The sequence below is a fragment of the Hydrogenophaga sp. genome (assembly GCF_965657535.1).
Classification (GTDB): domain Bacteria; phylum Pseudomonadota; class Gammaproteobacteria; order Burkholderiales; family Burkholderiaceae_C; genus Hydrogenophaga.
In genome coordinates this window covers 377,861-404,540 of sequence record NZ_CBFHOP010000003.1, presented here as the reverse complement: position 1 = coordinate 404,540, position 26,680 = coordinate 377,861, and the positions used below count along the sequence as shown (strand labels likewise).

26 protein-coding genes and 1 other RNA gene are annotated in these 26,680 nt (G+C 62.2%); 15 read left to right on the top strand and 12 right to left on the bottom strand.

Annotation, left to right across the window (positions count from 1 at the left end):
• Positions 1-11 precede the first annotated feature (11 nt).
• The 5 genes from ACTG4K_RS07165 to gyrA all read right to left on the bottom strand — a co-directional run bounded on the left by ACTG4K_RS07165 (position 12) and on the right by gyrA (position 8,076).
• Entirely contained in the window at positions 12-2,054 is a 2,043-nt protein-coding gene (locus ACTG4K_RS07165; protein WP_439113494.1) for a bifunctional 3-phosphoshikimate 1-carboxyvinyltransferase/cytidylate kinase, read from the bottom strand.
• A 34-nt stretch (positions 2,055-2,088) separates the two neighbouring features.
• Positions 2,089-2,967, bottom strand: a complete 879-nt coding sequence (locus tag ACTG4K_RS07160; protein WP_439113493.1) for a prephenate dehydrogenase — start codon at positions 2,965-2,967, stop codon at positions 2,089-2,091.
• A 90-nt stretch (positions 2,968-3,057) separates the two neighbouring features.
• Positions 3,058-4,158, bottom strand: a complete 1,101-nt coding sequence (gene pheA / locus ACTG4K_RS07155; RefSeq protein WP_439113492.1) for a prephenate dehydratase — start codon at positions 4,156-4,158, stop codon at positions 3,058-3,060.
• 26 nt (positions 4,159-4,184) lie between these two features.
• Positions 4,185-5,291, bottom strand: coding sequence for a 3-phosphoserine/phosphohydroxythreonine transaminase (gene serC, locus ACTG4K_RS07150; protein WP_439113491.1), 1,107 nt, complete (start codon positions 5,289-5,291; stop codon positions 4,185-4,187).
• 97 nt (positions 5,292-5,388) lie between these two features.
• Complete coding sequence (gyrA, locus tag ACTG4K_RS07145) at positions 5,389-8,076, bottom strand: DNA gyrase subunit A (RefSeq protein WP_439113490.1); 2,688 nt, start codon at positions 8,074-8,076, stop codon at positions 5,389-5,391.
• 261 nt (positions 8,077-8,337) lie between these two features.
• On the opposite strand from gyrA, the gene ompA reads away from it, so the two are divergent.
• The 4 genes from ompA (at position 8,338) to ssrA (ending at position 10,849) form a co-directional block, all read left to right on the top strand.
• Positions 8,338-8,994: an outer membrane protein OmpA gene (gene ompA / locus ACTG4K_RS07140; protein ID WP_439113489.1), complete on the top strand. Its 657-nt coding sequence runs from the start codon at positions 8,338-8,340 to the stop codon at positions 8,992-8,994.
• 70 nt (positions 8,995-9,064) lie between these two features.
• Positions 9,065-9,772 (top strand): bifunctional 2-polyprenyl-6-hydroxyphenol methylase/3-demethylubiquinol 3-O-methyltransferase UbiG, encoded by a 708-nt coding sequence (gene ubiG / locus ACTG4K_RS07135; RefSeq protein WP_439113488.1) that lies wholly within the window; start codon positions 9,065-9,067, stop codon positions 9,770-9,772.
• Between the two features lie 29 nt (positions 9,773-9,801).
• The gene (locus ACTG4K_RS07130; RefSeq protein ID WP_439113487.1) at positions 9,802-10,446 is read left to right on the top strand and encodes an HAD-IA family hydrolase; all 645 of its coding nucleotides are present in this window, start codon (positions 9,802-9,804) and stop codon (positions 10,444-10,446) included.
• 13 nt (positions 10,447-10,459) lie between these two features.
• Positions 10,460-10,849: a transfer-messenger RNA gene (gene ssrA, locus ACTG4K_RS07125) on the top strand.
• Positions 10,850-11,147: 298 nt separating this feature from the next.
• Here the strand turns inward: ssrA and rpsT are convergent.
• Positions 11,148-11,447, bottom strand: coding sequence for a 30S ribosomal protein S20 (rpsT, locus tag ACTG4K_RS07120; RefSeq protein WP_439113486.1), 300 nt, complete (start codon positions 11,445-11,447; stop codon positions 11,148-11,150).
• A 166-nt stretch (positions 11,448-11,613) separates the two neighbouring features.
• Between rpsT and murJ the strand changes: the two genes are divergently transcribed.
• The 5 genes from murJ to ACTG4K_RS07095 all read left to right on the top strand — a co-directional run bounded on the left by murJ (position 11,614) and on the right by ACTG4K_RS07095 (position 16,325).
• The gene (murJ, locus tag ACTG4K_RS07115) at positions 11,614-13,179 is read left to right on the top strand and encodes a murein biosynthesis integral membrane protein MurJ (protein ID WP_439113485.1); all 1,566 of its coding nucleotides are present in this window, start codon (positions 11,614-11,616) and stop codon (positions 13,177-13,179) included.
• A gap of 41 nt (positions 13,180-13,220) precedes the next feature.
• Complete coding sequence (locus tag ACTG4K_RS07110; protein ID WP_439113484.1) at positions 13,221-14,078, top strand: SirB1 family protein; 858 nt, start codon at positions 13,221-13,223, stop codon at positions 14,076-14,078.
• Between the two features lie 195 nt (positions 14,079-14,273).
• Positions 14,274-14,666, top strand: a complete 393-nt coding sequence (locus ACTG4K_RS07105; protein ID WP_439113483.1) for a PA2779 family protein — start codon at positions 14,274-14,276, stop codon at positions 14,664-14,666.
• 56 nt (positions 14,667-14,722) lie between these two features.
• Entirely contained in the window at positions 14,723-15,625 is a 903-nt protein-coding gene (locus ACTG4K_RS07100) for a PA2778 family cysteine peptidase (protein WP_439113482.1), read from the top strand.
• Positions 15,626-15,692: 67 nt separating this feature from the next.
• A complete protein-coding gene (locus ACTG4K_RS07095) occupies positions 15,693-16,325 on the top strand; it encodes an NAD-dependent dehydratase (protein ID WP_439113481.1) in 633 nt (210 codons plus the stop codon).
• A 21-nt stretch (positions 16,326-16,346) separates the two neighbouring features.
• Here ACTG4K_RS07095 and purM read toward each other — a convergent pair whose 3' ends face one another.
• Complete coding sequence (gene purM / locus ACTG4K_RS07090) at positions 16,347-17,384, bottom strand: phosphoribosylformylglycinamidine cyclo-ligase (protein WP_439113480.1); 1,038 nt, start codon at positions 17,382-17,384, stop codon at positions 16,347-16,349.
• A gap of 147 nt (positions 17,385-17,531) precedes the next feature.
• On the opposite strand from purM, the gene ACTG4K_RS07085 reads away from it, so the two are divergent.
• From ACTG4K_RS07085 to folK, 5 genes are read left to right on the top strand one after another with little or no spacing between them, the layout of a single operon-like run.
• Entirely contained in the window at positions 17,532-18,632 is a 1,101-nt protein-coding gene (locus tag ACTG4K_RS07085; protein WP_439113479.1) for an AI-2E family transporter, read from the top strand.
• A 17-nt stretch (positions 18,633-18,649) separates the two neighbouring features.
• Positions 18,650-19,336, top strand: coding sequence for a DnaA regulatory inactivator Hda (hda, locus tag ACTG4K_RS07080; protein ID WP_439113593.1), 687 nt, complete (start codon positions 18,650-18,652; stop codon positions 19,334-19,336).
• On the top strand, positions 19,333-20,052 hold the full coding sequence (locus ACTG4K_RS07075) for an HAD family hydrolase (RefSeq protein WP_439113478.1): 720 nt from the start codon (positions 19,333-19,335) through the stop codon (positions 20,050-20,052). The genes hda and ACTG4K_RS07075 overlap by 4 nt, the downstream gene beginning before the upstream one ends.
• Entirely contained in the window at positions 20,049-21,743 is a 1,695-nt protein-coding gene (gene pcnB, locus ACTG4K_RS07070) for a polynucleotide adenylyltransferase PcnB (protein ID WP_439113477.1), read from the top strand. Before ACTG4K_RS07075 ends, pcnB begins: the two co-directional genes overlap by 4 nt.
• The gene (gene folK, locus ACTG4K_RS07065) at positions 21,740-22,249 is read left to right on the top strand and encodes a 2-amino-4-hydroxy-6-hydroxymethyldihydropteridine diphosphokinase (protein WP_439113476.1); all 510 of its coding nucleotides are present in this window, start codon (positions 21,740-21,742) and stop codon (positions 22,247-22,249) included. Before pcnB ends, folK begins: the two co-directional genes overlap by 4 nt.
• Before the next feature lie 18 nt (positions 22,250-22,267).
• Here the strand turns inward: folK and pdxH are convergent, their stop codons facing one another.
• Positions 22,268-22,903 (bottom strand): pyridoxamine 5'-phosphate oxidase, encoded by a 636-nt coding sequence (gene pdxH / locus ACTG4K_RS07060; protein ID WP_439113475.1) that lies wholly within the window; start codon positions 22,901-22,903, stop codon positions 22,268-22,270.
• Between the two features lie 44 nt (positions 22,904-22,947).
• The gene (locus tag ACTG4K_RS07055) at positions 22,948-23,610 is read right to left on the bottom strand and encodes a gamma-glutamylcyclotransferase (protein WP_439113474.1); all 663 of its coding nucleotides are present in this window, start codon (positions 23,608-23,610) and stop codon (positions 22,948-22,950) included.
• 116 nt (positions 23,611-23,726) lie between these two features.
• Here ACTG4K_RS07055 and ACTG4K_RS07050 point away from each other — a divergent pair, with 116 nt between their 5' ends.
• Positions 23,727-24,248: an OmpA family protein gene (locus ACTG4K_RS07050; RefSeq protein WP_439113473.1), complete on the top strand. Its 522-nt coding sequence runs from the start codon at positions 23,727-23,729 to the stop codon at positions 24,246-24,248.
• Between the two features lie 77 nt (positions 24,249-24,325).
• Here ACTG4K_RS07050 and gloA read toward each other — a convergent pair whose 3' ends face one another.
• The 3 genes from gloA to ACTG4K_RS07035 are packed head-to-tail and all read right to left on the bottom strand — an operon-like array spanning position 24,326 to position 26,668.
• Positions 24,326-24,739: a lactoylglutathione lyase gene (gene gloA / locus ACTG4K_RS07045; RefSeq protein WP_439113472.1), complete on the bottom strand. Its 414-nt coding sequence runs from the start codon at positions 24,737-24,739 to the stop codon at positions 24,326-24,328.
• Positions 24,740-24,788: 49 nt separating this feature from the next.
• A complete protein-coding gene (locus tag ACTG4K_RS07040) occupies positions 24,789-26,114 on the bottom strand; it encodes an ATP-binding protein (protein ID WP_439113471.1) in 1,326 nt (441 codons plus the stop codon).
• 8 nt (positions 26,115-26,122) lie between these two features.
• The gene (locus ACTG4K_RS07035; protein ID WP_439113470.1) at positions 26,123-26,668 is read right to left on the bottom strand and encodes a heme NO-binding domain-containing protein; all 546 of its coding nucleotides are present in this window, start codon (positions 26,666-26,668) and stop codon (positions 26,123-26,125) included.
• Positions 26,669-26,680: the final 12 nt, after the last annotated feature.

Below are 26,680 nucleotides of genomic sequence, written 5' to 3'. Positions count from 1 at the left end.
AGGTGGTGTTTTCAGTGGCCTGAAAACACCGTTTTGCCTTGCCACCAGCTCAAAACCTGTTGCACCGATTGCTCGACGTTGAGTTCAGAGTTGTCCAGTAACAAGGCGTCTGCGGCGGGCTTGAGCGGTGCGTGTGAACGGGTGGAGTCCCGCAAATCGCGCATTTCCAAGTCTGCCAAAAGGTCTGCGATATTAGCAGCAATTCCTTTTGAAATCAATTGCTTATGCCGCCGCTGGGCGCGCTGCGTGGCGGTGGCGGTCAGGTACACCTTCAAGGGTGCCTCTGGAAAGATCACGGTGCCCATGTCCCGCCCGTCGGCCACCAAGCCTGGCAACTGGCAAAAGCCGTGTTGCAAGGCCAGCAGCGCAGCCCGAACCTCGGGCACGGCCGACACGCGCGACGCCGCCATGCCAGCGGCTTCGGTGCGCACCGCTTCGGTCACGTCCTCGCCATTGAGCAGCATGTGTTGGCCGGTAAACCGCACGTTCAAACCCGCGGCCAGGGCGCCGAGCCGCTGCGCTTGGGCCGGTTCACGCAGGGACGCTTCGGTGGTGGAGAGGCCTGCGCGTTCGGCCGCCAGTCCGACCAGCCGGTACAGCGCGCCCGAGTCCAGCAGGTGGTAGCCCAGTTGCGCGGCCACTTCGGCTGACAGCGTGCCTTTGCCCGAGGCGGTGGGGCCGTCGATACATATCACCGGGATGCGGGCCGCATCGGACCGGCACACGCCAAACAGGGTTTCGAAATAGTCTGGGAAGGTTTTGCCCACGCATTTCGGGTCTTCTATGCGCACCGGCAGGCCGGACGGGTTGAAGGCGGCCAGCGAGAAGCACATAGCGACCCGGTGGTCATCGTACGTGTGGATGCTGCCCGTGGTCCAGGTCGTGGGCGGTGTGATGCGGATGAAGTCGGCACCTTCTTCGACCGTGGCGCCGAGCTTGCGGCATTCGTTGGCCATGGCTGCAATGCGGTCGGTTTCCTTGACGCGCCAGCTGGCAATATTGCGCAGGGTGGTAGTGCCGTCGGCGTAAAGCGCCATCACGGCCAGGGTCATGGCTGCGTCGGGTATGTGGTTGCAGTCCAGGTCGATGGCTTTGAGTGGCCAGGCGCCGCGCCGCACGCGCAGGGCGTTGGCGTCACCGGTGATGTCGGCGCCCATGAGCCGGGCGGCTTCGACAAAACGGATGTCGCCCTGGATGGATGCCAGGCCCACGCCTTCGATGGTGATGCCGTCGGTGCCGGGTGAGGAGGGGGCTATGGCACCCAGCGCAATGAAGTAGCTGGCCGACGAGGCGTCGCCCTCCACCGGGATGCGGCCGGGCGAGGCGTAGCGGCTGCCTGCAGGAATGGTGAAGCGCTGCCAACCGTCCCGCTGCACGAGGACCCCGAATTTTTCCAGCAGGTTCAGGGTGATTTCAATGTACGGACGTGAGATCAGCTCGCCCACCACCTCGATCACGATGGGTTGGCCTTGCGCAACCAGCGGAAGCGCCAGCAGCAGGGCGGTCAAAAACTGGCTGGACACGTCACCGCGCACCCGGATCGGCTCACCAAGTGACAGCGTTTGCGGCACACCGTTGCCCAGTTTGAGGGGCGGGTAGCCTTCGGTTCCCAGGCAATCCACAGGGCAGCCCAGCTGGCGCAGTGCGTCCACGAGGTCGCCAATGGGGCGCTCGTGCATGCGGGCGATACCACTGAGTTCAAAGGTGCCGCCGTGTAGCGACGCCATCAGCGCGAGTGCGGCGGTGAGTGGGCGCATGGCGGTGCCGGCATTGCCCAGAAACAGTTGGGCATCGCGCACGGCCAGCTGCCCACCGAGGCCGTGCACGCGCAGCGCGCCGTCGGGCTGGGGTTCGATGCGGCAACCCAGTTGAGCCAGCGCCGAAAGCATCACCTGCGTGTCGTCGGAGTCGAGCAGGTCAACAATGTCGGTGTGGCCCACGCTGAGCGCAGCGAGCAGCAGCACGCGGTTGGAGATGCTTTTGGAGCCCGGAAGCCGGACCGTACCGCCCGCGCTGGCGAGCGGCGGTATGTCGAGGTGATCGATGGAGAACATGCGGAAATGGGTGTGGGCAGCGCCGCAGGCGTGCTCAGCTTTGCGGTTTGATGGCGGTCATGCGCCATTGGGCGCGGGTGCTGCTGGCTTGTTCAATCAGCGTTTCCAGTGCGTCTGGGTCGTCAGAGGTGATCGCCACCTCCAGTGCGTGCAGGGCGCGCTGAAAATGCTTGGACTGTGCTAGCAGTTCCTCCCGGTTGGACACCAAAATGTCGCGCCAGACGCTCGGCTCACTGGCCGCGATGCGGGTGAAGTCGCGAAAGCCCGGGCCAGCGAGTGACAAGAACTCGTCACCCTGAGCCTGGCCCTGGATGGCGTTCATGAGCGCAAACGCGATCATGTGTGGCAGGTGGCTGACCGCCGCATAAGTGGCGTCGTGCGCCTCAGGTGACATCTGCTTGACGTGGCACCCCAGGGCGGTCCACACGGCCTGCGCTTTGTTGAGTTGCGCTGTGAACGTGCGCTCAATGGGTGTCAGGATGACCTGGCGACCGGCGTACAGGTCGGCGTCGGCATGCTCCACACCCGACAACTCTTTGCCCGTGATGGGATGCGCAGGCACAAACACGCCCACCTGGTCGCGCAGAACCCGGCGAGCGGCATCGATCACATCCCGCTTGGTCGAACCCACGTCCATCACCAGAGTGTCACTGCGCACGAGGTGCCGAATGGCCTTGAAGGTGGCTTCGGTGGCGGACACCGGTACGGCCAGTAGCACCAGATCGGCACCCGACACGGCCAGCAGCGCCGATGGCGCTTCCACGTCGATCACACCCATTTGGCGCGCTCGCTCGGTGGTGGAGGGCGATTTGCTGTAACCCACCACACGTTTCACCAGGCCGGCGCGTTTGAGCGCGATGGCGAACGATCCGCCCATCAGGCCGCAGCCGATCAGGCCGAGTTGTTCAAACATAAGACTCCATCCAGAGCGCTGTCGTGGCGCTCCAAGCTGCATCGGCAGGCCATGAGCCCGGTGCGGTTGGGTTGATGAGGGGACCCGGCTTCATTCGTTCACCGGGTAGGCGCCCAGCACCTTGTAAAAGGCGCAGAGCCCCTTGAGTTCTTCCAGGGCCGCGGCCACGTGTGGCTGCGAAGGGTGGCCAGCCAGGTCGATGTAGAAATAGTATTCCCACTGCCCGGACTTGGCCGGCCGTGATTCGAACCGCGTCATGGACACACCGTTGTTTTTCAGTGGCACCAGCAGGTCGTGCACCGCACCCGGCCGGTTGGGCACCGACACCACCAGGCTGGTGCAGTCTTTGCCCGAAGCCGGTGGCGTGGCCAGGGTGTGCGGCAGACAAATCACAGCGAAACGTGTGCGGTTGTAGGCCTCGTCCTGGATAGCGTGGTGCACGATGTGCAGGCCAAATTGGCTGGCAGCTCGCTCACTGGCCAAGGCCGCCCAGGTCGGGTTGGTCGCAGCCAGGCGCGCCCCTTCTGCATTGCTGGACACCGCGCGGCGCTCGGCCAGCGGCAGGTGTTGGCTCAGCCAGCCTTGGCACTGTGCCAAAGCCTGTGGGTGCGCCATGACCACTTCAATGCCCGCGTCTGAATTGGTTTGGCGAAGCAGGTTGTGGCGAATCAACAGGCTGACTTCCCCCACCACGTGCACCGGCGAGCGCAAGAACAGGTCGAGCGAGCGCGCCACCACGCCTTCGGTCGAGTTTTCCATGCCCACCACACCGTATTGCGCGGTGCCCGCTGCAGTGGCGTGAAAGACTTCGTCAAAGTTGGCGCAGTAAATCAGGTTCGCGGCGCTGCCAAAAAATTCAATGGCGGCTTGTTCGCAAAAGGTGCCCTGCGGGCCCAAAACCGCCACGCGCTGAGGGGCTTCCAGGGCCAGGCAGGCCGACATGATTTCGCGCCAGATCGACGCCACGTGCTCGTTCTTCAGCGGCCCCGTGTTGGCCTGGGTGATCTTGTCGATGACCTGGGCCACACGGTCTGGTCGGAAAAATGGAGAGCCCTCGGCCCTTTTGATTTCGCCCACCTGTTCGGCCACATGGGCGCGCTGGTTGAGCAGGCTGAGCAGTTGTTTGTCGATCGAATCGATCTGCACGCGAAGACCTGCGAGGGCTTCAGACTGGATAGGTTGTTGACTCATGGTCCTGGGTGTGGCTGAGACTTGCTTCAGGCCTGTGTTTGTTCAAATTCGCCCATGTAGGCAACGAGCGCATCAACACCGGCAAGCGGCATGGCGTTGTAAAGACTCGCTCGCATGCCACCCACGGACTTGTGGCCCTTGAGTTGCAGCAAGCCACGCGCCTTGGCGCCAGCCAGAAAAGCTTCGTTGCGGCTTTCGTCACGAAGAAAGAAGGGGATGTTCATGCGCGAGCGGCATTCTTTGGCCACCTTGTTCAAGTACAGCTGTGATCCATCAATGAACTCGTACAAACGCCGGGCTTTGGCCATGTTGCGGTGCTCTATGGCCGCTACGCCGCTCAGACCTCCTTCGCGCTGGCGCTTGAGCCACTGGAAGGTGAGGCCGGCCATGTAAATGGCATAGGTGGGCGGCGTGTTGTACATCGAGCTGTTGTCGGCAACGGTCTTGTAGTCGAACGCACTCGGGCAGATGGACAGCGCGTGGCCCAGCAGGTCTTCGCGCACCACCACCAGGGTGAGACCGGCCGGCCCTAGGTTTTTCTGGGCGCCACCAAAGGCCAAGCCCACGCGCGACCAGTCCAAGCTGCGGGAAGCCACGTGCGATGAAAAGTCAATCACCAACGGTAGGTCACTGCCCAGGGCCTTCAGGTCAGGCAGTGCGTGCACCTCCACGCCGTGAATCGTTTCGTTGCTGCACAGGTGCACATACTGTGCGTTGGCACTGAGCTGCCAGCTGCTTGGTGCGGGCAGGCTGGTGTGGCCATCGGCCTCGTTGCTGGCTGCCAGGTGGGGCTGCCCGTACTTGCACGCTTCCTTGAACGACTTCTGGCTCCAGCCTCCGGTAACAACAAAGTCGATCACACCACCGCGTGACAAGTTCATCGGCACGATGGCGTTTTCAGCCAGACCGCCGCCCTGCATGAACAAGATGCGGAAATGTGCGGGCACCGCCAACAGTTCCCGCAAATCAGATTCTGCTGCGGCAATGATGGACATGAACTCTTTGCCGCGGTGGCTCATTTCCATCACGCCTATGCCGCTGCCCTGCCAGTCCAGCATCTCCTCGGCCGCTTGTTGCAGGACCTCGGCGGGCATGGCGGCGGGTCCGGCAGAAAAGTTATATGGGCGGTTCATGGCAAAAGATCAGGTGCTTGGGCCACGCGGCAAGTGGCCAAAAGGATGTTCAGAGCACCGCGTGCCGCCCACGTAAAGCCGGCACACGGTGGGTTCATCAAGGCGCAGGCGTTCCCTCGGGCTCGATGCCCTCATCGTCGACTGGATCAATGCCTTCAGTCGGTGCGTTCGCATCGTTTTCCACAATGCGTTGCAGGCCCGAAAGTTCGGCGCCTTCGTCCAGCGCGATCAGGGTCACACCCTGTGTGGCGCGACCCATTTCGCGGATCTCGCTCACCCGGGTGCGCACCAGCACGCCCTTGTCCGTGATCAGCATGATCTCGTCGTCGGTGTGGACCAGTGTGGCGGCCACCACCTTGCCGTTGCGCTCGCTTTGCTGAATCGCGATCATGCCTTTGGTGCCGCGGCCGTGGCGGGTGTATTCCGCAATCGGAGTGCGCTTGCCGTAGCCGTTGATGGTGGCGGTCAGCACGCTCAGTCGGGTGGCTTCGGGCGATGTGCCCACAGGCGTATCGTCCCGCTCGGCCACCAGCATGGCAATTACATTCTGTGTTTCTTCGATCAACATACCGCGCACGCCACGCGCATTGCGGCCCATCGGTCGCACATCGTTTTCATCAAACCGGACGGCTTTGCCGCCGTCGCTGAACAGCATCACATCGTGCTGTCCATCGGTCAACGCGGCGCCGATCAGGTAGTCGCCTGCGTCCAGGTCCACGGCAATGATGCCGGCCTTGCGCGGGTTGCTGAATTCGTTGAGCGCCGTTTTCTTGACCGTGCCCATGGACGTTGCCATGAACACATAGCGGTCTTCGGGGAAGCTGCGCGCTGCGCCGGTCAGCGGCAGCACCACGTTGATCTTTTCGCCCTCTTGCAGCGGGAACATATTGACAATGGGACGACCGCGCGAACCGCGCGAGCCGGCAGGCACTTCCCACACCTTCAGCCAGTACAGCCGGCCACGGTTGGAGAAACACAGGATGTAGTCGTGTGTATTGGCAATAAACAACTGGTCGATCCAGTCGTCTTCTTTGGTGGCCGTGGCCTGCTTGCCGCGTCCGCCACGTTTTTGAGAGCGGTATTCGCTCAAAGGCTGGCTCTTGATGTAGCCACTGTGGCTCAGCGTTACCACCATGTCGGTGGGCGTGATCAGGTCTTCGGTGCTCAGGTCTTGCGCGCTGTGCTCGATCTCGCTGCGTCGGGCGCCCAGTTTGGTCTGGCCAAACTCCATCTTCACTTCGGTCAGCTCTTCACCAATGATGGTGGACACGCGCTCGGGCTTGGCCAGGATGTCCAACAGGTCGTCGATGACGCCCATGACTTCCTTGTACTCGGCCACGATCTTGTCTTGCTCAAGCCCGGTCAGGCGTTGCAGGCGCATTTGCAAGATCTCTTGCGCCTGCGTTTCAGATAGCCGGTACAGGCCATCGCCACCCATGCCGAGTTCTTTTTCCAGACCGTCGGGGCGGTAGTCGTCGGCGTTGATCACGCCACCGTCCTGGCGCGAACGGGTCAACATCTCGCGCACCAGTTGGCTGTCCCAACTGCGGGTCATCAGCTCGGCCTTGGCCACGGGCGGGGTGGGCGATTCGCGGATGATTTTGATGAATTCGTCGATGTTGGCCAGCGCCACGGCCAGGCCTTCCAGCACATGGCCCCGTTCGCGGGCCTTGCGAAGGTTGAACACCGTTCGGCGTGTCACCACTTCGCGGCGGTGCTCCAGAAACACCTGAATCAATTCACGCAGGTTGCACAGGCGCGGCTGACCATCGATCAGGGCCACCATGTTGATGCCAAAGGTGTCCTGCAACTGCGTCTGTTTGTACAGGTTGTTCAGCACCACCTCAGGCACTTCTCCGCGCTTGAGCTCGATCACCAGGCGCATGCCCGATTTGTCCGACTCGTCCTGAATGTGGCTGATGCCCTCAATTTTCTTCTCGTGCACCAACTCGGCAATGCGCTCCTGCAGCGTCTTCTTGTTGACCTGGTAGGGCAGCTCGTCGACGATGATCGACTGGCGCTGGCCCTTGTCAATGTCTTCAAAGTGGCACTTGGCTCGCATCACCACGCGGCCGCGGCCGGTGCGGTAGCCGTCCTTCACCCCATTGATGCCGTAAATGATGCCGGCCGTGGGGAAGTCGGGCGCCGGGATGATTTCCATCAGATCGTCGATCGTCGCCTCGGGGCTCTTGAGCATGTGAAGGCACGCGTCCACCACCTCGTTGAGGTTGTGCGGCGGAATGTTGGTCGCCATGCCCACGGCAATACCCGACGATCCGTTCACTAGCAAATTGGGTAGCCGCGACGGCAACACCAGCGGTTCTTTTTCGGAACCATCGTAGTTGGGGCCGAAGTTGACCGTTTCCTTGTCAATGTCGGCCAGCATTTCATGCGCGATCTTCGACAGGCGAATTTCCGTGTACCGCATGGCAGCAGCGTTGTCGCCGTCCACCGAGCCGAAGTTGCCCTGGCCGTCCACCAGCATGTGGCGCAGTGAAAAATCTTGCGCCATGCGAACGATGGTGTCGTACACCGCGCTGTCGCCGTGGGGGTGGTATTTACCAATCACGTCACCCACGATACGAGCCGACTTCTTGTAAGGGCGGTTCCAGTCGTTGTTCAACTCGTGCATGGCAAACAGCACCCGCCGGTGCACGGGTTTCAAGCCGTCGCGTGCATCAGGCAGGGCACGGCCCACGATCACGCTCATGGCGTAATCGAGGTAGCTGCGGCGCATCTCTTCTTCAAGACTGATGGGCAGTGTCTCTTTGGCAAACTGTGTCATGAGCGGGTGCAGATATCCATGTAAGAGCCGAAAGGCAACCCGTCATTTTAAGGGCGTCCAAAGAAGGCCTCGAATTTCATCGATTGTGGTGCATCAACAACAAATATGGGGCGTTGGTTGGAGGTGCTTGCAGCCCGGGCTGTCCCCATCCGACTCCCTATCGCTGGCTTGTGGCACAATAAAATCCAACGTTTTGAGTGGTGGTCACTCTCAGCGTCATTGATTTACGCAGTTTGTCTGCGGTTTACCTAGAGGAATACCATGAAAAAATTGAACAAAGTGGCAATGCTGATTGCAACCGCCGCCATGGCAACGGCCGCTGGCGCCCAGACCATTGACAACTGGCGCGCTGCTGACGGCACCGTTTGGAAAAACGGCACCAACGAACTTTGCTGGCGCGATGCCAGCTGGACCCCTGCTACGGCAGCCGCAACCTGCGACGGCGCCATCGTGCCCAAGGCCGCTGCACCCGCTCCAGCACCTGCGCCAGCACCGGCCCCAGCTGCTGCTCCAGCACCTGCACCGGCTCCTGCCCCAGCACCGGCTCCTGCACCAGCTGCTGCTGCCAAGGTGACCTACGCCGCTGACGCTTTCTTTGACTTTGACAAAGCTGTGTTGAAGCCCGAAGGTAAAGCCAAGCTGGACGATCTGGCTGGCAAAGTGGGTGGCATCAACCTGGAAGTCGTCATTGCTGTGGGTCACACCGACTCCACCGGCGCTGCTGGCTACAATCAGGCTCTGTCGAACCGCCGCGCCGAAGCCGTCAAGGCCTACTTGGTGAGCAAGGGCATCGAAAGCAACCGCATCTACACCGAAGGCAAGGGTCTGACCCAGCCTGTGGCTGACAACAGCACCCGCGAAGGCCGTGCCAAGAACCGCCGCGTTGAAGTTGAAGTTGTCGGCACCCGAGCCAACTGATCAACTTTTCGCCCAGGCGAAAAATACCGCGCTACGGCGCGGTTTTTTTTTGGCGCCTGATAATCACACCATGAATACACACGTCAACGCCGATCCGGCCGAACTGGCCAAATTTTCTGACCTTGCTCACCGCTGGTGGGACCCAGAGAGTGAGTTCCGCCCTTTGCACCAGATCAACCCCTTGCGGCTGAACTGGATTGATGGACTCGTGAGCTTGAGCGGCAAGCATGTGCTTGATGTGGGGTGTGGTGGCGGTATCTTGTCCGACTCCATGGCCCGCAAGGGTGAGCAGGTTACGGGCATTGATCTGTCTGTCAAAGCCCTGCGCGTGGCCCAGCTGCATGCACTCGAGGCCGAGACCCGCAACGTGACCTACCGCGAGATCAGCGCCGAGGCCATTGCGCTTGAGCAGCCGGGCAGTTTTGACGTCGTGACCTGCATGGAAATGTTGGAGCACGTACCCGATCCTGCGTCGGTGGTCAAAGCCTGTTCCGATTTGGTGAAGCCCGGTGGCTGGGTATTCTTTTCCACCATCAACCGCAACCCCAAGTCGTTTCTGTTTGCCATCATCGGTGCGGAATATGTGTTGCAGCTGCTACCCAAAGGCACCCACGAATACGCCAAGATGATTCGCCCCAGTGAGTTGGCGGGGTTCTGTCGGATGGGTGGGCTGGAGTTGGCCGAAACCCGTGGCATGGAATACAACCCCTTCACGCGCCGGTACTGGTTGAGCCCAGATACCAGCGTAAACTACATGTTAGCGACTCGAAAGCCGTGACCGGGCGTGTATTCACTGGCATACGTGCCGTGTTGTTTGACTTGGATGGCACGCTGATTGACAGTGCCCCCGATCTGGGCGCAGCGGCAGACCTGATGCGCACAGCCCGCGGGCTGCCGTCCTTGCCGTTGGAGCGGTACCGGCCAATGGCGGGTGCTGGCGCATGTGGCATGCTGCGTGTAGCGTTTGACATGGCACCCGAGCACAAAGACTACGAGGCGCACAAAGAAGAGTTTTTTGTGCACTACGAAGCTTGCCTGATGCAGCGTACGCAAGCGTTTGCGGGGGTGGGCGAGCTGCTGGACGTGCTGCGGGGCCACGGATTGTTCTGGGGTGTTGTCACCAACAAGGCGCAGCGTTTCACCTTGCCCCTAACGCAAGCCATGCCGCTGTTCGGCACCGCTGGAACGATCATCAGTGGCGACACCACGCCACACGCCAAACCCCATCCCGCACCTCTGCTGGAGGCCGCTCGTCGCCTCAATCTGTCGCCCAGTGTGTGTTTGTATGTGGGCGATGACGAGCGAGACATCGCGGCTGGCCGGGCCGCCGGCATGCCAACCGTGGCTGCGCGTTATGGTTACTTGGGTATGGATGCCGATGTTTCGAGCTGGGGTGCCGATGCCGAGGTAACTTATCCGCTGGGGGTCTTGAAATTGCTGGAATTGCCTTAAACTTGGTGGTTCAGGGGCTGCACTGGTTTCGACGTGGGTTCGGACGCGCAGCAGGGCATGTCGAGGTTCTGTCACCTCGTTAAACCGCAGAAAAAAAACTAACTGCAAACGACGAACGTTTCGCACTCGCCGCTTAATTGCCGGTGAGCTTTGCAACAGCAGGCCTATGGGCTGGGCAAGGGTTCAGACGGCGCAAGCCGCGAGAGTCCAGGCTGCAAAGATAATTTAATAGGCTGGTCGTGCGTTGGGTAACTTAGCGCATGGCAAGACAATAGGTTGCTGGCGTTTTGTATAGCGTGCCACTGTGCGATACAAAATGTGAGACCCAAACCAGATGGCTACACATGTAGAACTGCTCGAAGAAGGCTTGCGGACGGGGGTTCAAATCCCCCCAGCTCCACCATACCCTGTGACAAAGGCTGCTAGGAATGCGCTCCTAGCGGCCTTTTTCTTTGGTCAAGCAAAAAACTGACTGATCACTGCCTGTGTACGGCCTGCACCATCAGATCAGGGGGCTGATAGGCGTGTTGTCAGCCGTTGACCTGTGCCTTACCTTCCGTTTTTTTAGGGGCAGGAATATTCGGGCAACAAAAAACCGCCCGAAGGCGGTTGTTTGCTTTGTTTGCTGGCAGCGCACCGGTTTCAAACGGCAGACCTTTGTAGGTCTGGGCTGTGGCCTGAGTGATCAGGCCGGTGTGTGATCAGGCAGCGGCGAGAGCCAGTGCTTTGACCTTGTTGGACAGACGGCTCTTGTCGCGAGCGGCCTTGTTCTTGTGGAAGATGCCTTTGTCGGCCACGATGTCCACCACTTTTTGCATCTTGGCAAACAATTCGGTTGCCTTGGTCTTGTCGCCGGCCAAAACGGCCTTTTCGACGTTTTTCACGGCGGTGCGGTACTTCGAGCGCAGCGAGGTGTTTGCGGCGTTGATCTTGACGTCTTGGCGAACGCGTTTACGGCCAGATGCCAGACGGGGGTTTTTTTTCTTCGGCTTGGTTGCCATGGTGATTTTCCTTCAAGTGTTTGGAGATGATGCCAGCAAAGCCCAAAATTCTAGCATGATCCGGGTTGTGCGCTTGAAGTGCCTTGCTCCCAGCCACCGCGCAGGATGCTTCATTTGACCGGGGCGGGCTGAAAACGGTTTGCTGGGCGCTGGGTACACTTCCTGCGTGACCTTGTTTAAATCCGCCTCCCTCGTTTCTTTGCTCACGCTGGTTTCACGCATCACTGGCTTGGTGCGTGAGCTGTTGATGGCCGCTACGTTTGGCGCCAGTGCGCTGACCGATGCGTTCAACGTCGCTTTTCGCATTCCCAATTTGCTGCGCCGTCTGTTTGCAGAAGGGGCGTTCAGCCAGGCTTTTGTGCCCGTGCTGGCGGGTGTGCGCGAAAAAGAGGGGGACGAGGCGACCCGTCAGATGGTGGACCAGATTGCCACGGTGCTGGCCTGGGCCCTGACCATCACCTGTGTGTTGGGTGTTGCCGGCGCTCCAGTGCTGGTGTGGGCCATGGCCAGCGGTCTGAAGCAAAGCCCGCAGGGTTTTGAGGCGGCCGTTTTTATGACGCGCTGGATGTTCCCTTACATCGCCTTCATGTCGTTTGTGGCCCTCTCAGCGGGTGTGCTGAACACCTGGAAGCGCTTTGCCGTGCCGGCTGCCACGCCGGTGCTGCTCAATGTGGCCATGATCGCTGCTGCTTACTGGGGCGCACCCTGGTTTGAAAGCCTGGGTATCGAGCCCATCTATGCCATGGCCGGTGGTGTACTGCTGGGTGGTTCGCTGCAACTGGCTGTTCAAATTCCCGCGCTGCACCGCCTGGGCATGCTGCCGCACGTCCGGTTGCGCTGGTCTTCGCTCAAAGCGGCCTGGAACCACCCGGGCACGCGGCGCGTCACCACCTTGATGCTGCCGGCCTTGCTGGGCGTGAGCGTGGCCCAGATTTCGCTGCTGATCAACACCCAGATCGCGTCCCATCTGGTGACGGGCAGTGTGAGCTGGCTGACCTATGCCGACCGTTTGATGGAGTTCCCGACGGCCATGCTGGGTGTGGCATTGGGTGTGGTGTTGCTCCCGCAGCTGGCTGCGGCCAAGGCGGCTGACGATGCGGTGCGCTACAGTGGCCTGCTGGACTGGGGGCTGCGGTTGGTGGTTTTGCTGGCCGTGCCGTGCGCGGTGGCCTTGCTCACTTTTGCCAAGCCGTTGGTGGCGGTGCTGTACCACTACGGTGCATTCACCGCAGCCGATGTGCAGCAGACGTCGGTGGCGCTGATGGGCTACGGCGCTGGCTTGCTGGGTCTGATCGCCATCAAGGTGCTTGCACCCGGTTTTTACGCTCGGCAAGATATCCGCACGCCGGTGAAGATCGCCATTGTGGTGCTGGTGCTGACGCAATGTTTGAACCTGTTGCTGGTGCCGCATTTTGCCCATGCTGGCTTGGCTCTGGCCATTGGACTAGGGGCTATGGTCAATGCCTTGTGGCTGTTGATTGGGCTGATGCGCCGCGGTGCCTACATGCCCACGCCGGGCTGGGCGCGTTTTGGCTTGCAGGTGGTGGCGGCCAGTGCGCTGCTGGCGGTGTTTCTGATGTGGGCGGCAGCGCGGTTTGCATGGCTGGGTTTCGAGGGCCAGGCCCTGCAGCGTGTGGGCTTGCTGGCGTTGTGTGTGGGCGGCGGCATGCTGGTCTATTTCCTGGCCTTGCTGCTGGCGGGTTTGAATCTGCGCCAGTTCGTCAGAAAATAGGGGCCATTGCCGCTTCATGGCGCTGACTGGCGTTGCAACTCATGTCCTCTGCCTTTGATTTTTCTGTGCCCACGCCGTTGGGTTATTTCGCTGCGTTGGTCTGTGATGACGACAGTTTTCCGCTGCTGGAAGCCGCTGCGGCCATTGCGCAAGACGAGTACCCCGATCTGGATGTGCAGCAGGTGCTGGGCGACGTGGACCAACTGCTGGCCCGGGCGCGCCGGCGCTGTGGCGATGTGACCGACCCCCTGCAGCGGCTGCGCGTGCTCAACCAGTTTTTCTTTCGGGACATGGGATTTGGCGGCAACGTCAACAATTATTACGACCCCGACAACAGCTACCTCAACGTGGTGCTGCGCACGCGGCGCGGCATTCCCATTGCGCTGGCCGTCTTGTGGCTTGAATTGGCCCAAGGTCTTGGGCTCAAGGCGAGGGGTATCAATTTCCCCGGCCATTTCATGGTCAAGGTGAATTTGCCGAACGGGCAGGTCGTGATCGACCCGTTCACCGGGCAGTCGTTGAGCCGGGAAGACTTGTCTGAGCGGCTGGAACCCTACAAGCGCCGCAATGGCCTGGTGGACGATTTCGACGTGCCGGTGGGGCTTTACCTGCAGGCCGCAACACCACGCGATATCTTGGCGCGCATGCTGCGCAATCTGAAAGAAGTGCACCGCACACAAGAGGACTGGCTGCGCCTCATTGCGGTGCTGGACCGCTTGCTCATCTTGCTGCCCGACGCCTGGACCGAATACCGCGACCGTGGCCTGGCCTGGGCAGAAATGGGCGACAACCGGCTGGCTGTGGCCGACCTCGACACTTACATGGCGCAGACAGACGACGCGCTGGACCAGGATGCCATCGGTGAACGCCTTCAGGAACTGCGCCGCGCCTTGAACTGATGCACGCTCGTGCGCACGCAACCCGAGCGCGAATATTGGTGCCGTCTGTGCGTCACCGAACAGACTTTTTTACATTTTGGGCGCTTCATGTGTGGGGTTGTAACCGGGGTTGACCCACCACCTCAAGCCCTTCAACAATGCCATCGGCGCTGTGATTTTTTCGCAGCAAAGTCCAATCCAATGAGAACCGTCACCATGCTGAAAAAACTTTACCGCCTTGTCGCCGCCGTCATGATTCCTTGCGTCATGCTCGCAGGCGTTCCCCTATCGGCTCAAGCCTCCATGGTGTCCACCGAGCAAGCCATGGTGACCGCCGCTGGCGATGCCGACCGCGAGCGCGTTGCTGCCTTCTTCTCCCGTGAGGACGTTCAAAGCTCGCTGCAAGCACAGGGCGTGAGCGCCAGCGACGCCATTGCCCGTGTGCAGGCCTTGTCTGACGCCGAAGTGGCCCAACTGGCCGACCGCGTCGACCAGGCGCCTGCCGGTGCTGGCGTGGTGGGCGTGTTGTTCACCGTGTTTCTGATTCTGTTGGTAACCGACATCATGGGCCTGACCAAAGTGTTCCCGTTCACCCGCAGCATTCGATGAGCGTCTGGCGACTTCGCCATGCCACCCCCGCCTTGGCGGGGGTTCTGCTTTGTGCTGTGCTCTTCTTGGGTGGCTGTGCCGCTACCCCGCAACTGGCGCAGCTGGAACGGCAGTGGCCGGTGCAGTTGCCCGACCGCGTGTTGCTGGATCAGGTGCCATTTCACCCACAAGACGACAACCTGTGTGGTCCGGCCACCTTGGCCATGGTGGTGCAGGCGGCCGGCAAATCGGTCACGCCCGAGCAGCTCACACCGCAGGTGTATCTGCCCGGGCGCCAGGGCGCCTTGCAGTTGGAAATGCTGGCGGCCGCGCGCCGCCAGGGCCTTGTGGCCTATCCGCTGCTACCCAGCTTGCAGGCCGTGCTCACCGAGGTGGCCAGTGGCCACCCGGTGCTGGTGCTGCAAAACCTGTCGCTGCCCATCTCGCCCATGTGGCATTACGCGGTGGTGGTCGGCTTTGACCGCGTGCGCCGAGAGATCTTGCTGCATTCGGGCACCACGGCCCGCATGACCATGCCCTTGGCCACCTTTGAGCACACCTGGGCGCGGTCGGACCACTGGGCGTTCCGGGTCAGCCTACCCAACCAATTGCCTGCCACCGCACAGCCAGACGACTGGGCCCGTGCCGTGGCCCCGCTGGAGCGGGTGGACCCGCAAGCAGCCCAAACAGCCTACACCACCGCGCTGGCCGCCTGGCCTGGGCACCGCATCAGCCTGCTGGGCCTGGGCAACACCGCTTACGCCTTGGGGCGCCGGGAAGATGCCGCACGCGCGTTTGAAGCCACCACCTTGGCGCACCCGGACTTTGCCGATGCCTGGAACAACCTGGCCCAGGTGCGGCTGGAGCTGGGCCAGCTGGACGCTGCGCACCAAGCCGCTTCGAAAGCGGTTGCATTGGGTGGCAGCCGTTTGCCGGGTTACCGAGCGTTGCTGGACAACATCGACGCCCGGCGACGGTGAACGGCGCTCTTTGGCGGCAGCTCTCGCGGCGGCGCCACAATCGGTTTTCCATTCAAGAAAGCACGCTATGTCACGTTTGATGCTGGTCGGTGCCACGGGTCTGGTGGGGCACTGCGTGCTGCAGCAAGCGCTGGCAGATGCACGGGTACACCAGGTGGTGGCGCCCACGCGCAGCGCTCTGTCGCCACACCCCAAACTGCTCAACCCACTGGTCGACTTTGACCAATGGCCCGTTGATGCCGAGTGGTGGGCTGTGGACGCGGTGGTCTGCACCCTGGGCACGACCATCAAGGTCGCGGGGTCACAGGCTGCGTTTTACCGTGTGGACCACGACTACCCATTGCAGGTGGCGCGGCTGGCGCGGCAGCATGGTGCCAAGGCCTATGCGCTCAACTCGGCGTTGGGGGCTGATCCGGCATCTCGTGTGTTTTATTCGCGCACCAAGGGCGAACTGGAGCGTGATTTGCAGGCCCTGGGTTACGGCTCGCTCACCAGTGTGCGGCCCGGCTTGATCGGCGGTGAGCGCCAGCAACAGCGGCCCGCCGAGCAGCTGGCGGTGCGTCTTTCAACCTGGCTGCAGCCGTTGCTGCCGCGGCGCTACCGGGTGGTGCCGGCCGATCGCATTGCACACCACCTGCTGGAAGCGGCTCTGGCCGCGGCGCCAGGCGTGCGGGTGCTGATGTCTGAGCAGCTGTTGTAGCCCCTGGGCAACGGGGCCGTTTCAGTCCACTGTGACTGCGGCGCCGTCACCGCGTGCACCGATGGTGCCAATGTCATAGACCGTCTCGCCCAGTGCGCGCAGCGTGGCGGCGCAGGCGGCAGCTTCTTCAGCAGCGATCACCACCACCATGCCGATGCCGTTGTTGAAGGTGCGGTTCATCTCGATGTCATCGATGCCGGCCGTGGCCTGCAGCCAGGCGAACAGCTCGGTCTGCGGCCAGCTACCCTTGGTGAGGTGGGCGGCGGTGCCTTCGGGCAGCACGCGCGGGATGTTTTCCAACAAGCCGCCGCCGGTGATGTGTGCCAAGGCCTTCACCGGGTGCTTGGCCAGCGTGGCCAGCACGTTTTTCACGTACAGGCGGGTGGGCGCCATGATGGCTTGCTTGAACGGCTGGCCGTCCAGTGTGGCGGGCAGGTCGCTGCCGGCGCGTTCGATGCACTTGCGCACCAGCGAAAAACCATTGGAATGCACGCCGTGCGAGGCCAGGCCCAGCACCACGTCGCCAGGCTTCACGCTTTGGCCGGTCAGGATCTTGGATTTTTCGACTGCGCCGACACAAAAACCGGCCAAGTCATATTCACCAGCTGGGTACATGCCGGGCATTTCGGCGGTTTCGCCGCCGATCAGGGCACAGCCGGAAAGCTCGCAGCCGTGGGCAATGCCGCCCACCACTGCAGCCGCCGTGTCTACGTCAAGCTTGCCGCAGGCAAAGTAATCCAGAAAGAACAGCGGTTCGGCGCCTTGCACCAGCACATCGTTCACGCTCATGCCCACCAGGTCGATGCCCACGGTGTCGTGCATGTTCCATTCAAATGCCAGCTTGAGCTTGGTGCCCACGCCGTCGGTGCCGCTCACCAGCACCGGTTCCTTGTAGCGCTTAGGCACTTCAAACAGCGCTCCGAAACCACCGATGCCGGCCAGCACGCCCTCGCGCATGGTCTTTTTGGCCAGCGGCTTGATGCGTTCGACGAGCGCGTCGCCAGCAACAATATCAACGCCGGCGTCTTTGTACGAGAGAGGGGTGGTGCTTTGGGTCATGAAGGGCAGAGCACGGCGGTCGAGCCGGGCGGGTCGTTGGGACAGATTGGAGAAAACTTTCGGGTACCCTGAATGTGGCCCGATAGAATTTGCCCCAGATTTTAAGGGTTTGCCCCCGCGACCCGTTCAACCCCGAAGCACCGACCCATGTCATTGACCCCCAACCAGATCCGTGCCGCACTCTGGGCCGCGATCGCCGTCGTGAGTTGGCTGCTGCTGTCGCTGCTGGCGCCGGTGCTCATGCCCTTCTTGCTGGCGGCTGTGCTGGCGTATGCGCTGCACCCCTTGGTGGAGCGGTTGCACGCCAAGCGCGTACCGCGGTGGCTGGGTGCGGGGTTGGCCATTGCGGCGCTCATGCTGGTGTTGCTTGCGGTCCTGCTGCTCATCGTGCCCGTCATCACGAAGCAAGTGCCGCTGCTAAAAGAGCAGGTGCCGGCCCTGCTGGACCGGCTTAACGCGTCGCTGCTCCCGGTGGCCGCTCGCTTTGGCATCGACTTGCAGGTTGACGTGAGCCTGGTGCGCGAATGGCTGGGCAAGCTCATCACCGGGCACGAAAGTGAACTGATCGAGGGTTTGCTGTCTTCGTTGCGCATTGGGGGCAGCGCGCTGGCTGCGGTGTTTGGCAATTTGCTGCTCATGCCCATCGTGGCCTATTACCTGCTGCTGGACTGGGCCAACCTGGTGGAGCGCGCCAAGTCGCTGATTCCACCGCGCTGGCGTGCTGTCGTGCAAAGCTTTCTTGACGAAACGGACGAGGTGCTGGGCCAGTACCTGCGGGGCCAGTTGCTCGTCATGGGTGTGCTGGCGGTGCTCTACACGTTGGGATTGGCCCTGGTCGGGCTCAAGCTGGCGTTGCCGATTGGCGTGTTCACGGGCTTGGCGGTGTTTGTGCCCTACCTGGGCTTTGGCCTGGGGCTTGTACTGGCTCTGCTGGCGGCCTTGCTGCAGTTTCAGAGCCTGCTGGGCGTGGCGCTGGTGGGCGGGGTGTATCTGGTGGGGCAGGTGATCGAAAGCATGTACCTTACGCCGCGCCTGCTGGGTGAGCGCATCGGCTTGCACCCCATTGCCGTCATTTTTGCCTTGCTCGCCTTTGGCCACCTGTTTGGCTTTATCGGTGTGCTCATTGCTTTGCCGGCCAGCGCTGTGCTGCTGGTGGCTATACGGCGCGCCAAACACAGCTACATGGGCAGCAAACTGTATTTGGACCAGTCGCCGCCAGCCACCGCATCTTCGAAGGTTGACGTTTGAGCACCGCACCCGTTCCCATGAAACAAATGGCGCTGGACATCGGTCTTGCGCCGGTGCCCACCCTGGCCAACTTTGCCATGGCGGGCAACGAAGCTGCGCTGGAGCACCTGCGCCTGTGGACCGACAACCCCCTGCGCTCACCCGTGCCCACTTTTCTGTGGGGTGAGGGCGGCAGCGGCAAGACACACCTGCTTAGCGCGGTGCGCGAGGCGCTGCGCGAGCACGGTAGCCGCGTGGGCTGGATCGACGCCACCCGCTTGCACCCTGGCGAATACGACGACCACTGGGACGCGGTGCTGCTGGACGACTGCCACCTCTACACCGCCGAGCAACAGGCCGCCGCGTTCAACTGGTTCATCAACGCCCAGAACCCGGCCCACGGCCCTGCCCGCTGGGTGCTGGCCACCGCCGACCGCCCGCCCGCCGATCTGCAGTTACGCGAAGACCTGCGCACCCGCCTTGGCTGGGGCCATGTGTTCCAGCTGCACGCCCTGGGTGAAGCCGAGCGCCGCTCGGTGTTGCGCCGTGCCGCAGACGAGCGCGGCGTGTTTCTGGGCGACGAGGTAATGGACTTCATGCTTACCCGTTTTTCCCGCGACCTCTCCAGCCTCATGCTGTTGCTGGACCAGCTCGACGCCTACGCCTTGCGCACCCAGCGGGCCATCACCATTCCGCTGATCAAATCGATGCTCGAAAACGAATGAACCGACCGACTGAGACCGTGGCCGCCGCCCACCTTGCCGCCCAGCGCGTCCGACTGGCCCTGTTTGACCTGGACCACACGCTGATTCCGCTGGATTCGGACTACGCCTGGGGCCAGTTCACCGTGGGGCTGGGCTGGCGCGATGCCGACAGCTTCACCCGCGCCAACGACACTTTTTACGCCCACTACAAGGCCGGCACGCTCGACATTGCAGAGTACGTGCGCTTCGCCACCGGTGCGGTGCGCGAGCACGGGCGCCAGCAAGCCCAGGAAGCGCACCAGCGTTTCATGCAAGAGGTGATCTTGCCCGCCCTGCGCGAGACGGCACTTGACCTCGTGAGGGCCCACCAGGCCGCAGGCGACGAAGTCGTCATCGTCACCGCCACCAACGAATTTGTGACCCGGCCCATTGCCAAAGCCTTCGGTGTGGACGAGCTGATCGCGATTGATCTGGAGCACGATCCCCAGGGCAATCCCACCGGCGCCATTCGCGGCACACCGTCGTTTCGAGAGGGCAAGGTCGCGCGTGTGGAACAATGGCTGTCCGCGCGTGGCCTGAATTGGTCCAGCGTTGAGCACAGCACCTTCTACAGTGACTCCATCAACGACCTGCCGCTGCTGGAAAAAGTGCACGAGCCCGTGGCCACCAACCCGGACGCCCGGCTCCAAGCCATTGCCACCGAGCGGGGCTGGCGCATATTGAATCTATTCGAATGATCAAAAAATTCATCGACAAGCTGCTGGGCAAATCCAGCGCATCCAGCCGCAAGGCCAGCCCGTTTGGCAAGCGTGAAGACGTACCGGTGTCGGTACACGGTATCGACCGCAGCCTGGTCGACCAGCGCGCGCTCGACGTGGTACACACCCTCAAGCAAGCGGGTTTTGAGGCCTATATCGTGGGTGGCGCGGTGCGCGACCTGTTGCTGGGCCTGCGGCCCAAAGACTTCGACGTGGCCACCAGCGCCACGCCCGAGCAGGTGAAAGGCCTGTTTCGCCGCGCCTTCATCATCGGCCGGCGTTTTCGCATTGTCCACGTGGTCTACGGTCGCGGCCGTGAACACGAGATGATCGAAGTTTCGACCTTTCGGGCTTACCTCGACAGCGCCGACGCCGAGCAGGTGGCCGGCAACGAGCGCACGTCCAAGGGCGCACTGGCCGGCATGACGCATGCGGTAGACGCCAGTGGCCGCGTGCTGCGTGACAACGTGTGGGGTCCTATCGAACACGATGCGGCGCGTCGCGACTTCTCCATCAACGCGATGTACTACGACCCGGAATCGCAGGTTGTGGTCGATTTTCACAACGGTATTCGCGATGCGAAGAAGCTCACCCTGCGCATGATTGGCGACGCCGCCACGCGCTACCGCGAAGACCCCGTGCGCATCATCCGCGCCGTGCGCTTTGCCGCCAAGCTCAGCGGTCTGGGCTTCAAGTTTGACGCCAAGACACTGGAGCCGCTGGCTTCGTCGCGCAACCTGCTGGCCGATGTGCCGCAGAGCCGTCTGTTTGACGAAATGCTCAAGCTGCTGCAAACCGGTCACGCGCTGGCCAGCGTGGAGCAGTTGAAGGCAGTGGGGCTCAACACCGGCATTTACCCGCTGCTCGACGTGGTGGTGCAGCGCGCCGAAGACCCGTTTGTGAAGCTGGCCCTGCAAGACACCGACCGCCGCGTAGGCGAAAGCAAGCCCGTGGCGCCCAGTTTTTTGCTGGCCTGCGTGCTGTGGGCCGACGTGCGCAAGGGCTGGAGCCAGCGCCTGAATGCCCGCCCAGGCCAGCGCCCACCACCGCCGTTTGCCGCCCTGCAAGAAGCGGTGGACGAAGCGTTTGACGCCCGCATTGGCGATGTGTCGGGCCGCGGCAAGCTCGGTGCCGACATGCGCGAAATCTGGATGATGCAACCGCGTTTTGACAAGCGCGTGGGCACCTCGCCTTTCAGCCTGGTCGACCAGGCCCGCTTTCGTGCTGGTTTTGACTTCTTGCGCCTGCGCGCCCAGGTGGGCGAGGTGGAAGAAGAGTTGGCCCATTGGTGGGAAACCTTCCAGCACGCTTCCGACGAAGTGCGTGAAGACATGGTGGACGCCCAGCGCCGTGAAAGCCTGGCCAAGCCGGGGCCAGGCAAAGCCCGCCGTGTGAAGCGCACCGATGCCGATCACCCCGCCCAGGCGGTGGATACGGTGCGCACGGGCACGGTGAGCTCCGCGGTGGCCGCTGAGCCACGCTTGCCCGCAGAGTCCCGCGTGGACGAGCAGGACGACGGCGAGCGGCCTGCCAGGGTGGGTTTTGGCAGCGCTTTTTCGTCAGACAGTGAGCCCGAGAGCGATACAGCCCCGACCAAGAAGCGCCGGCGCAGGCGCCGCAAGCCCACCGGCGAAGGCGGGCAGGGCGGCGAAAGCCCCACCAACGATTGACCCGGGCGGTGCACCGCGCAGCCAGCCCACAGGCCAAAGGCCGTGACGCCGTCACGGCCTTTATCGCTTTGGGCGCCAACCTGGGAGATGCCGCACACACCGTGCGCGCCGCGCTGGTGGCGCTGGGCCAGGTGCCCGGTGTTCAGCGGGTGAGCAGCTCCAGTCTGTACCGCACCGCACCGGTCGGTTCCACCGGACCGGATTACATCAACGCGGTGGCCGAAGTTGCGACCACGCTCAACGCGCTGGACTTGCTAGCCTCGCTGCAAGCAATTGAAGACGGGGCTGGCCGCGACCGCCCTTACCGCAACGCACCGCGCACGCTGGACCTGGATTTGCTGCTCTACGGCAGTGCTCGCATTGACTCACCCGAGCTGACCGTGCCGCATCCCCGCATGGGGTCGCGCGCTTTTGTGTTGGTGCCGCTGGCTGAAATTGCGCCGCAGCGCGTGAGCGCGGTGCAGCTGCAAGCGGTTTCCGATCAGGCTATCGAAGTGCTGGTCTGACATTTCCCCATGGGAGGTTCAGGGCGCGAGGCGTTCGCGCACCCAGCCGCCATCGGTCTGGGCGGTATAGCGCAGCCGGTCGTGCAGGCGGCTTTTTCGACCTTGCCAAAATTCCCATTGTTCGGGCTTGAGCCGGTAGCCTCCCCAGTGCGGTGGGCGTGGTGGCTGCAGCATGAACTGCGCGCCGTACCTAGCAGCGTTGGCCACCAGCACCGTTCGACTTGAAATCACGTCGCTTTGTGGGCTGGCCCAGGCGCCAATGCGGCTGTCGATTGGGCGGCTGTGAAAGTAGTCATCGCTTTCGGCGTCGCTGACCTTTTCAACGATGCCCTCAATGCGCACCACCCGCTCCAGCTCAACCCAATGGAACTGCAGCGCTGCATAAGGGTTGCCAGCCAGTTCTTGGCCTTTGCGGCTGCCGTAGTTGGTGTACCAGACGATGCCACGGTCATCAAACCCCTTGATCAGCACCACGCGGGTACTCGGGCGCAGGCCGGAGCCCACGGTGGCCACGGTCATGGCATTGGGCTCGGGGACTTCGCTGCTGATGGCTTCTTGCAGCCATTTCGAAAATTGTTGAAGTGGGTCGGCGTGCGAAGCCGACTCGCTGAGTTCGGCTTTTTCGTAGCTTTTTCGAAGGTCTGCGATATTCATGAATTGAGTATAAAAGCGGTCCTGTCCGACCGCTTTGTGCTGGGTCAATCGGCATCGGCGGCGGCGTGGTGTGCTTTGAGCAAGGCCGCCAGCGCGTGGTCTCGAATGCCGTGGCGCTGCAGGCCCTCTAGCGTCTGACGGGCGTAGTCAAGGGTGCTTCCGTAGCGGCCCACGGCGTGTTTGAAAATATCGCTGTAGTGGCTGGCCTGCAGTGGGCCGGTGAAGCTGGGGCTGCGCCGCGATAGCGTAAACGCCAGGGCCTGCACTGGGCCCTGCCCCGTTTGGCAGGGCAGCCATTTCGGGTCGTAGACCGGGTTGGGCATCTCGCGTGCCCACAGCTTGGGCATCATGTCTTCCACATGATGGTGGGGCACGCGCAGCGCCAGGCCGGTGCAGCTGCCGCCTGGCACCAGCGCGAAAACCAGGCCAGGCCGCTCGGGCGTGCCGCGGTTGATCCGGCTCCACATGTGCAGACAGCGGTGGTGGCCGTACACGCGTGCCAGGCGTTGTTCTGCGGCTTCGAACTCAGGCCGCCACACCAGGGAGGCGTAGGCAAATACCCACAAATCGGGTTTGGGGCCTTGGGCGCGCCACTGCGCCAGCGTGTCGGCCATCATCTGGGCGCCGTCGCGCAGGGCAGGGTCCCAGGTGGCTGGTGTGCGCGTGGTGGGCCGGGTGCGGGCAAGACGGATGTCAGGGTGGGCCATTTACAATGCAGGGCTGTTCTTGTCAGTCGTTTGGATTAATGCGGATTCAAAGGGCTGGCGTGCTTCAAGCCTATCGCTGTTTTCCATTTTTTATTCTTCTTCACGGAGTTTTGCCCATGTCTTCCCAAGATAACGACCAGGATATTCGCGTTGTAGCGGTGGTGCTGATTGCCACGATTTTGCTGGCGGTTGGCCTGGCGCTCGGCATGGGCATTCACAAAGCCCGCAGCGGTGCTGCGCCCGCCGCTGTGGTGAGCGCACCCGCGGTGGAGGCCGCTGCGCCAGCCCCCGCAGTCTCGGCAGGTGACGCCAGCGTGGTGGTCGACAACGGTGTGGTCAAGTTCTATTTTGCTTCGGGCAAAGCCGAGCTGGCTTCGGGCGCCCTGGACGCACTGAGCGAGGCCATTGCCGCCGCCAAAGGCGGCAAGCGGCTGGTGCTGTCGGGTTTTCACGACGCCACGGGTGACCCGACCATGAACGCTGAGCTGGCCAAGCAGCGCGCTTTCTCGGTGCGTGACGCGCTGGTGGGTGCTGGCGTGGCCGAGACCAGCCTGGAGTTGAAGAAGCCAGAGCAAATGCTGGACAGCACGGGCAGCAACGCCGAAGCGCGCCGCGTGGAAGTGATGATTGCCGAGTAACCGGTACCGTTTCTGCATAAAAAAACCCGGCAGTGCCGGGTTTTTTCATGGGCGCGGGATGGATGGCCGGTCGGTGCTCAGCGCAGGCCTTGGCCAGTTTGGGTGTCGGCCCGCTGAATCAATTCGATCTTGTATCCGTCTGGGTCGGTCACAAACGCGATGACGGTGCTGCCACCTTTCACCGGCCCCGCTTCTCGCGTCACATTGCCGCCTGCCGTCTTGATCTTTTCGCAGGCGGCGTACGCGTCGGGCACGCCCAGGGCAATATGGCCATAGGCCGTGCCCATGTCGTACTGCTCGGTGCCCCAGTTGTAGGTCAGCTCAATCTCAGCCTGGCCGGGGTTGCCGCCGTCAAAACCCAGAAACGCCAGCGAGTATTTGTACTCCGGGTTTTCAGACGTGCGCAGCAATTGCATGCCCAGCACTTGGGTGTAGAAGTCGATGGAGCGCTGTAAGTTGCCCACGCGCAGCATGGTGTGTAGAAATTTCATAACGCTATTTTGAGGGCTTTTCAAAAACCAGGCGGGTTGCCCTGTCGCTTCAGGCCGGTAGCCGCAGCGTCACCAATTTTTCGTGCAACGCGTTGAGCCGAAAGGGTTTGCTCAAGAAGTCGTCCATGCCCGCTTGCAGGCAGCGCTCGCGGTCGCTCTCAAACGCGTTGGCCGTCAGCGCAATGATGTAAGGCTGGCGGGGCAGGGCCAGAAGGCGGATGGCCTGCGTGGCTTCCACACCGTCCATGCCTGGCATCTGCATGTCCATCAGCACGATGCTGTAGGTGTTGGCCGACACCATCGCCACCGACTCATGGCCGTCCTTCGCGGCGTCGGCCACCAAGCCCAGTTTGCTCAGCATGGCCACGGCCAGTGTGCGGTTGATGAAGTCGTCGTCCACCACCAGCACGCGGTGATGGGCGCTGCTGGCTTCCATGGGCAGCAGGGGCGAGGGCGAGGTGTCCAGCGCCCGCGCACCATGGCCCAGACGCACCGAAAAAACAAAAGTGGAGCCCTCACCCGGGCGGCTGTGTACCTCGATGCTGCCACCCATGGCCTCGCACAGGCGAGCGCAGATTACCAGCCCCAGGCCGGTGCCGCCGAAGCGCCGGGTGGTGGACGAGTCGACCTGCGAAAACGCCTGGAACAGGCGGTCCATGCGGTCGGCGGGTATGCCGATGCCGCTGTCTTGCACCGAAAAACCCAGGCGCACACCGTCCGCATGGTTTTCAAGCAGCTTCACCGCCACGTGCACCGCACCCTGGCTCGTGAACTTGATGGCGTTGGACAGCAGGTTGGACACGATTTGCCGCAGCCGGTTGCGGTCACCCACCACCGTGGCGGGCAGCGCGGGGTCAAACGTGGTGTGCAGCGTCAGACCTTTGGCGCTGATCTGGGGACGAAACGGGGCCAGGCTGTTGTCCAGCGCACGTTGCAGATCAAAGCCCTTGCACTCCAGTTCCAGCTTGCCCGCATCAATCTTGGAGAAATCCAGAATGTCGTTGATGAGGGCCAGCAGGGCGTCGCCGCTGCTGCGCACGGTGCTCAGGTAGGCCCGCTGCTCGGCGTCGAGCGAGGTCATTTCCAGCAGCTGAGACATGCCCAGAATGCCGTTCATGGGCGTGCGAATTTCGTGGCTCATCATTGCCAGAAAGTCGGTTTTGGAGCGCGCCGAAGCCTCGGCACGTGACAACGCCCCTTGTAGTTCGGCGGTGCGTTCGACCACCTGCTGTTCCAGGCCTGCGGCCAGTTGCTGGAGCGACTGGTTGGTGTGGTAAAGCGCCAGGCTTTTTTCTTCTAGCAGGCGCTCGGCCTCTTTGCGGGCGGTGCGTTCGCGTGCCAGGGCGCGGGTGAGCCGTTCGCTGTCGTCGGTCATGGGTGTGTTCAGGTGGTGCGCGTGAGCACGAAACGCTCGCGCTGGACACCGTTTTCATACAAAACGCTGCGAGATATTTCGGCGTGTTCGCCAAAATGGGCCATGCAGCCCCGCATGAGCCCCTCGGCCAAGTCTTCAAAATGGCGCGGCGAGTTGTACACCAGGATCAGCCGTTGCTGGGTGTGTTCTTCCACCGTGAAGCGGGGCAGTTGTGCGTCGGGATAGAGCTTGAGCACTTCAGCATGGATCACAAGCTCAATGCCTGCGAGAAAGTCGAAAGCATGGGTCTGGCCTTTGAAGAATGCCGGGTAGCCATGTGCAAACCGGCCGAACAGGTGCTGGCCAAATGCGAGCAGCAGGTCGCGCACGGCCATGCCGGAGCGCTGCGACAAGGCCACCACCATGGACACCATTTCGCTGTGTGGGTAGGTGCCAACGGCCGTGTAGGCGCCTCCCGATGGCAATTCCGAGTCTTCAATGATGTCGTCCACCATCTCGGCCGAGAAGCGGTCTTCGACCATTTCCAAAAACTCGGTGAACACGACGCCTTTCATGGCACATCTCCT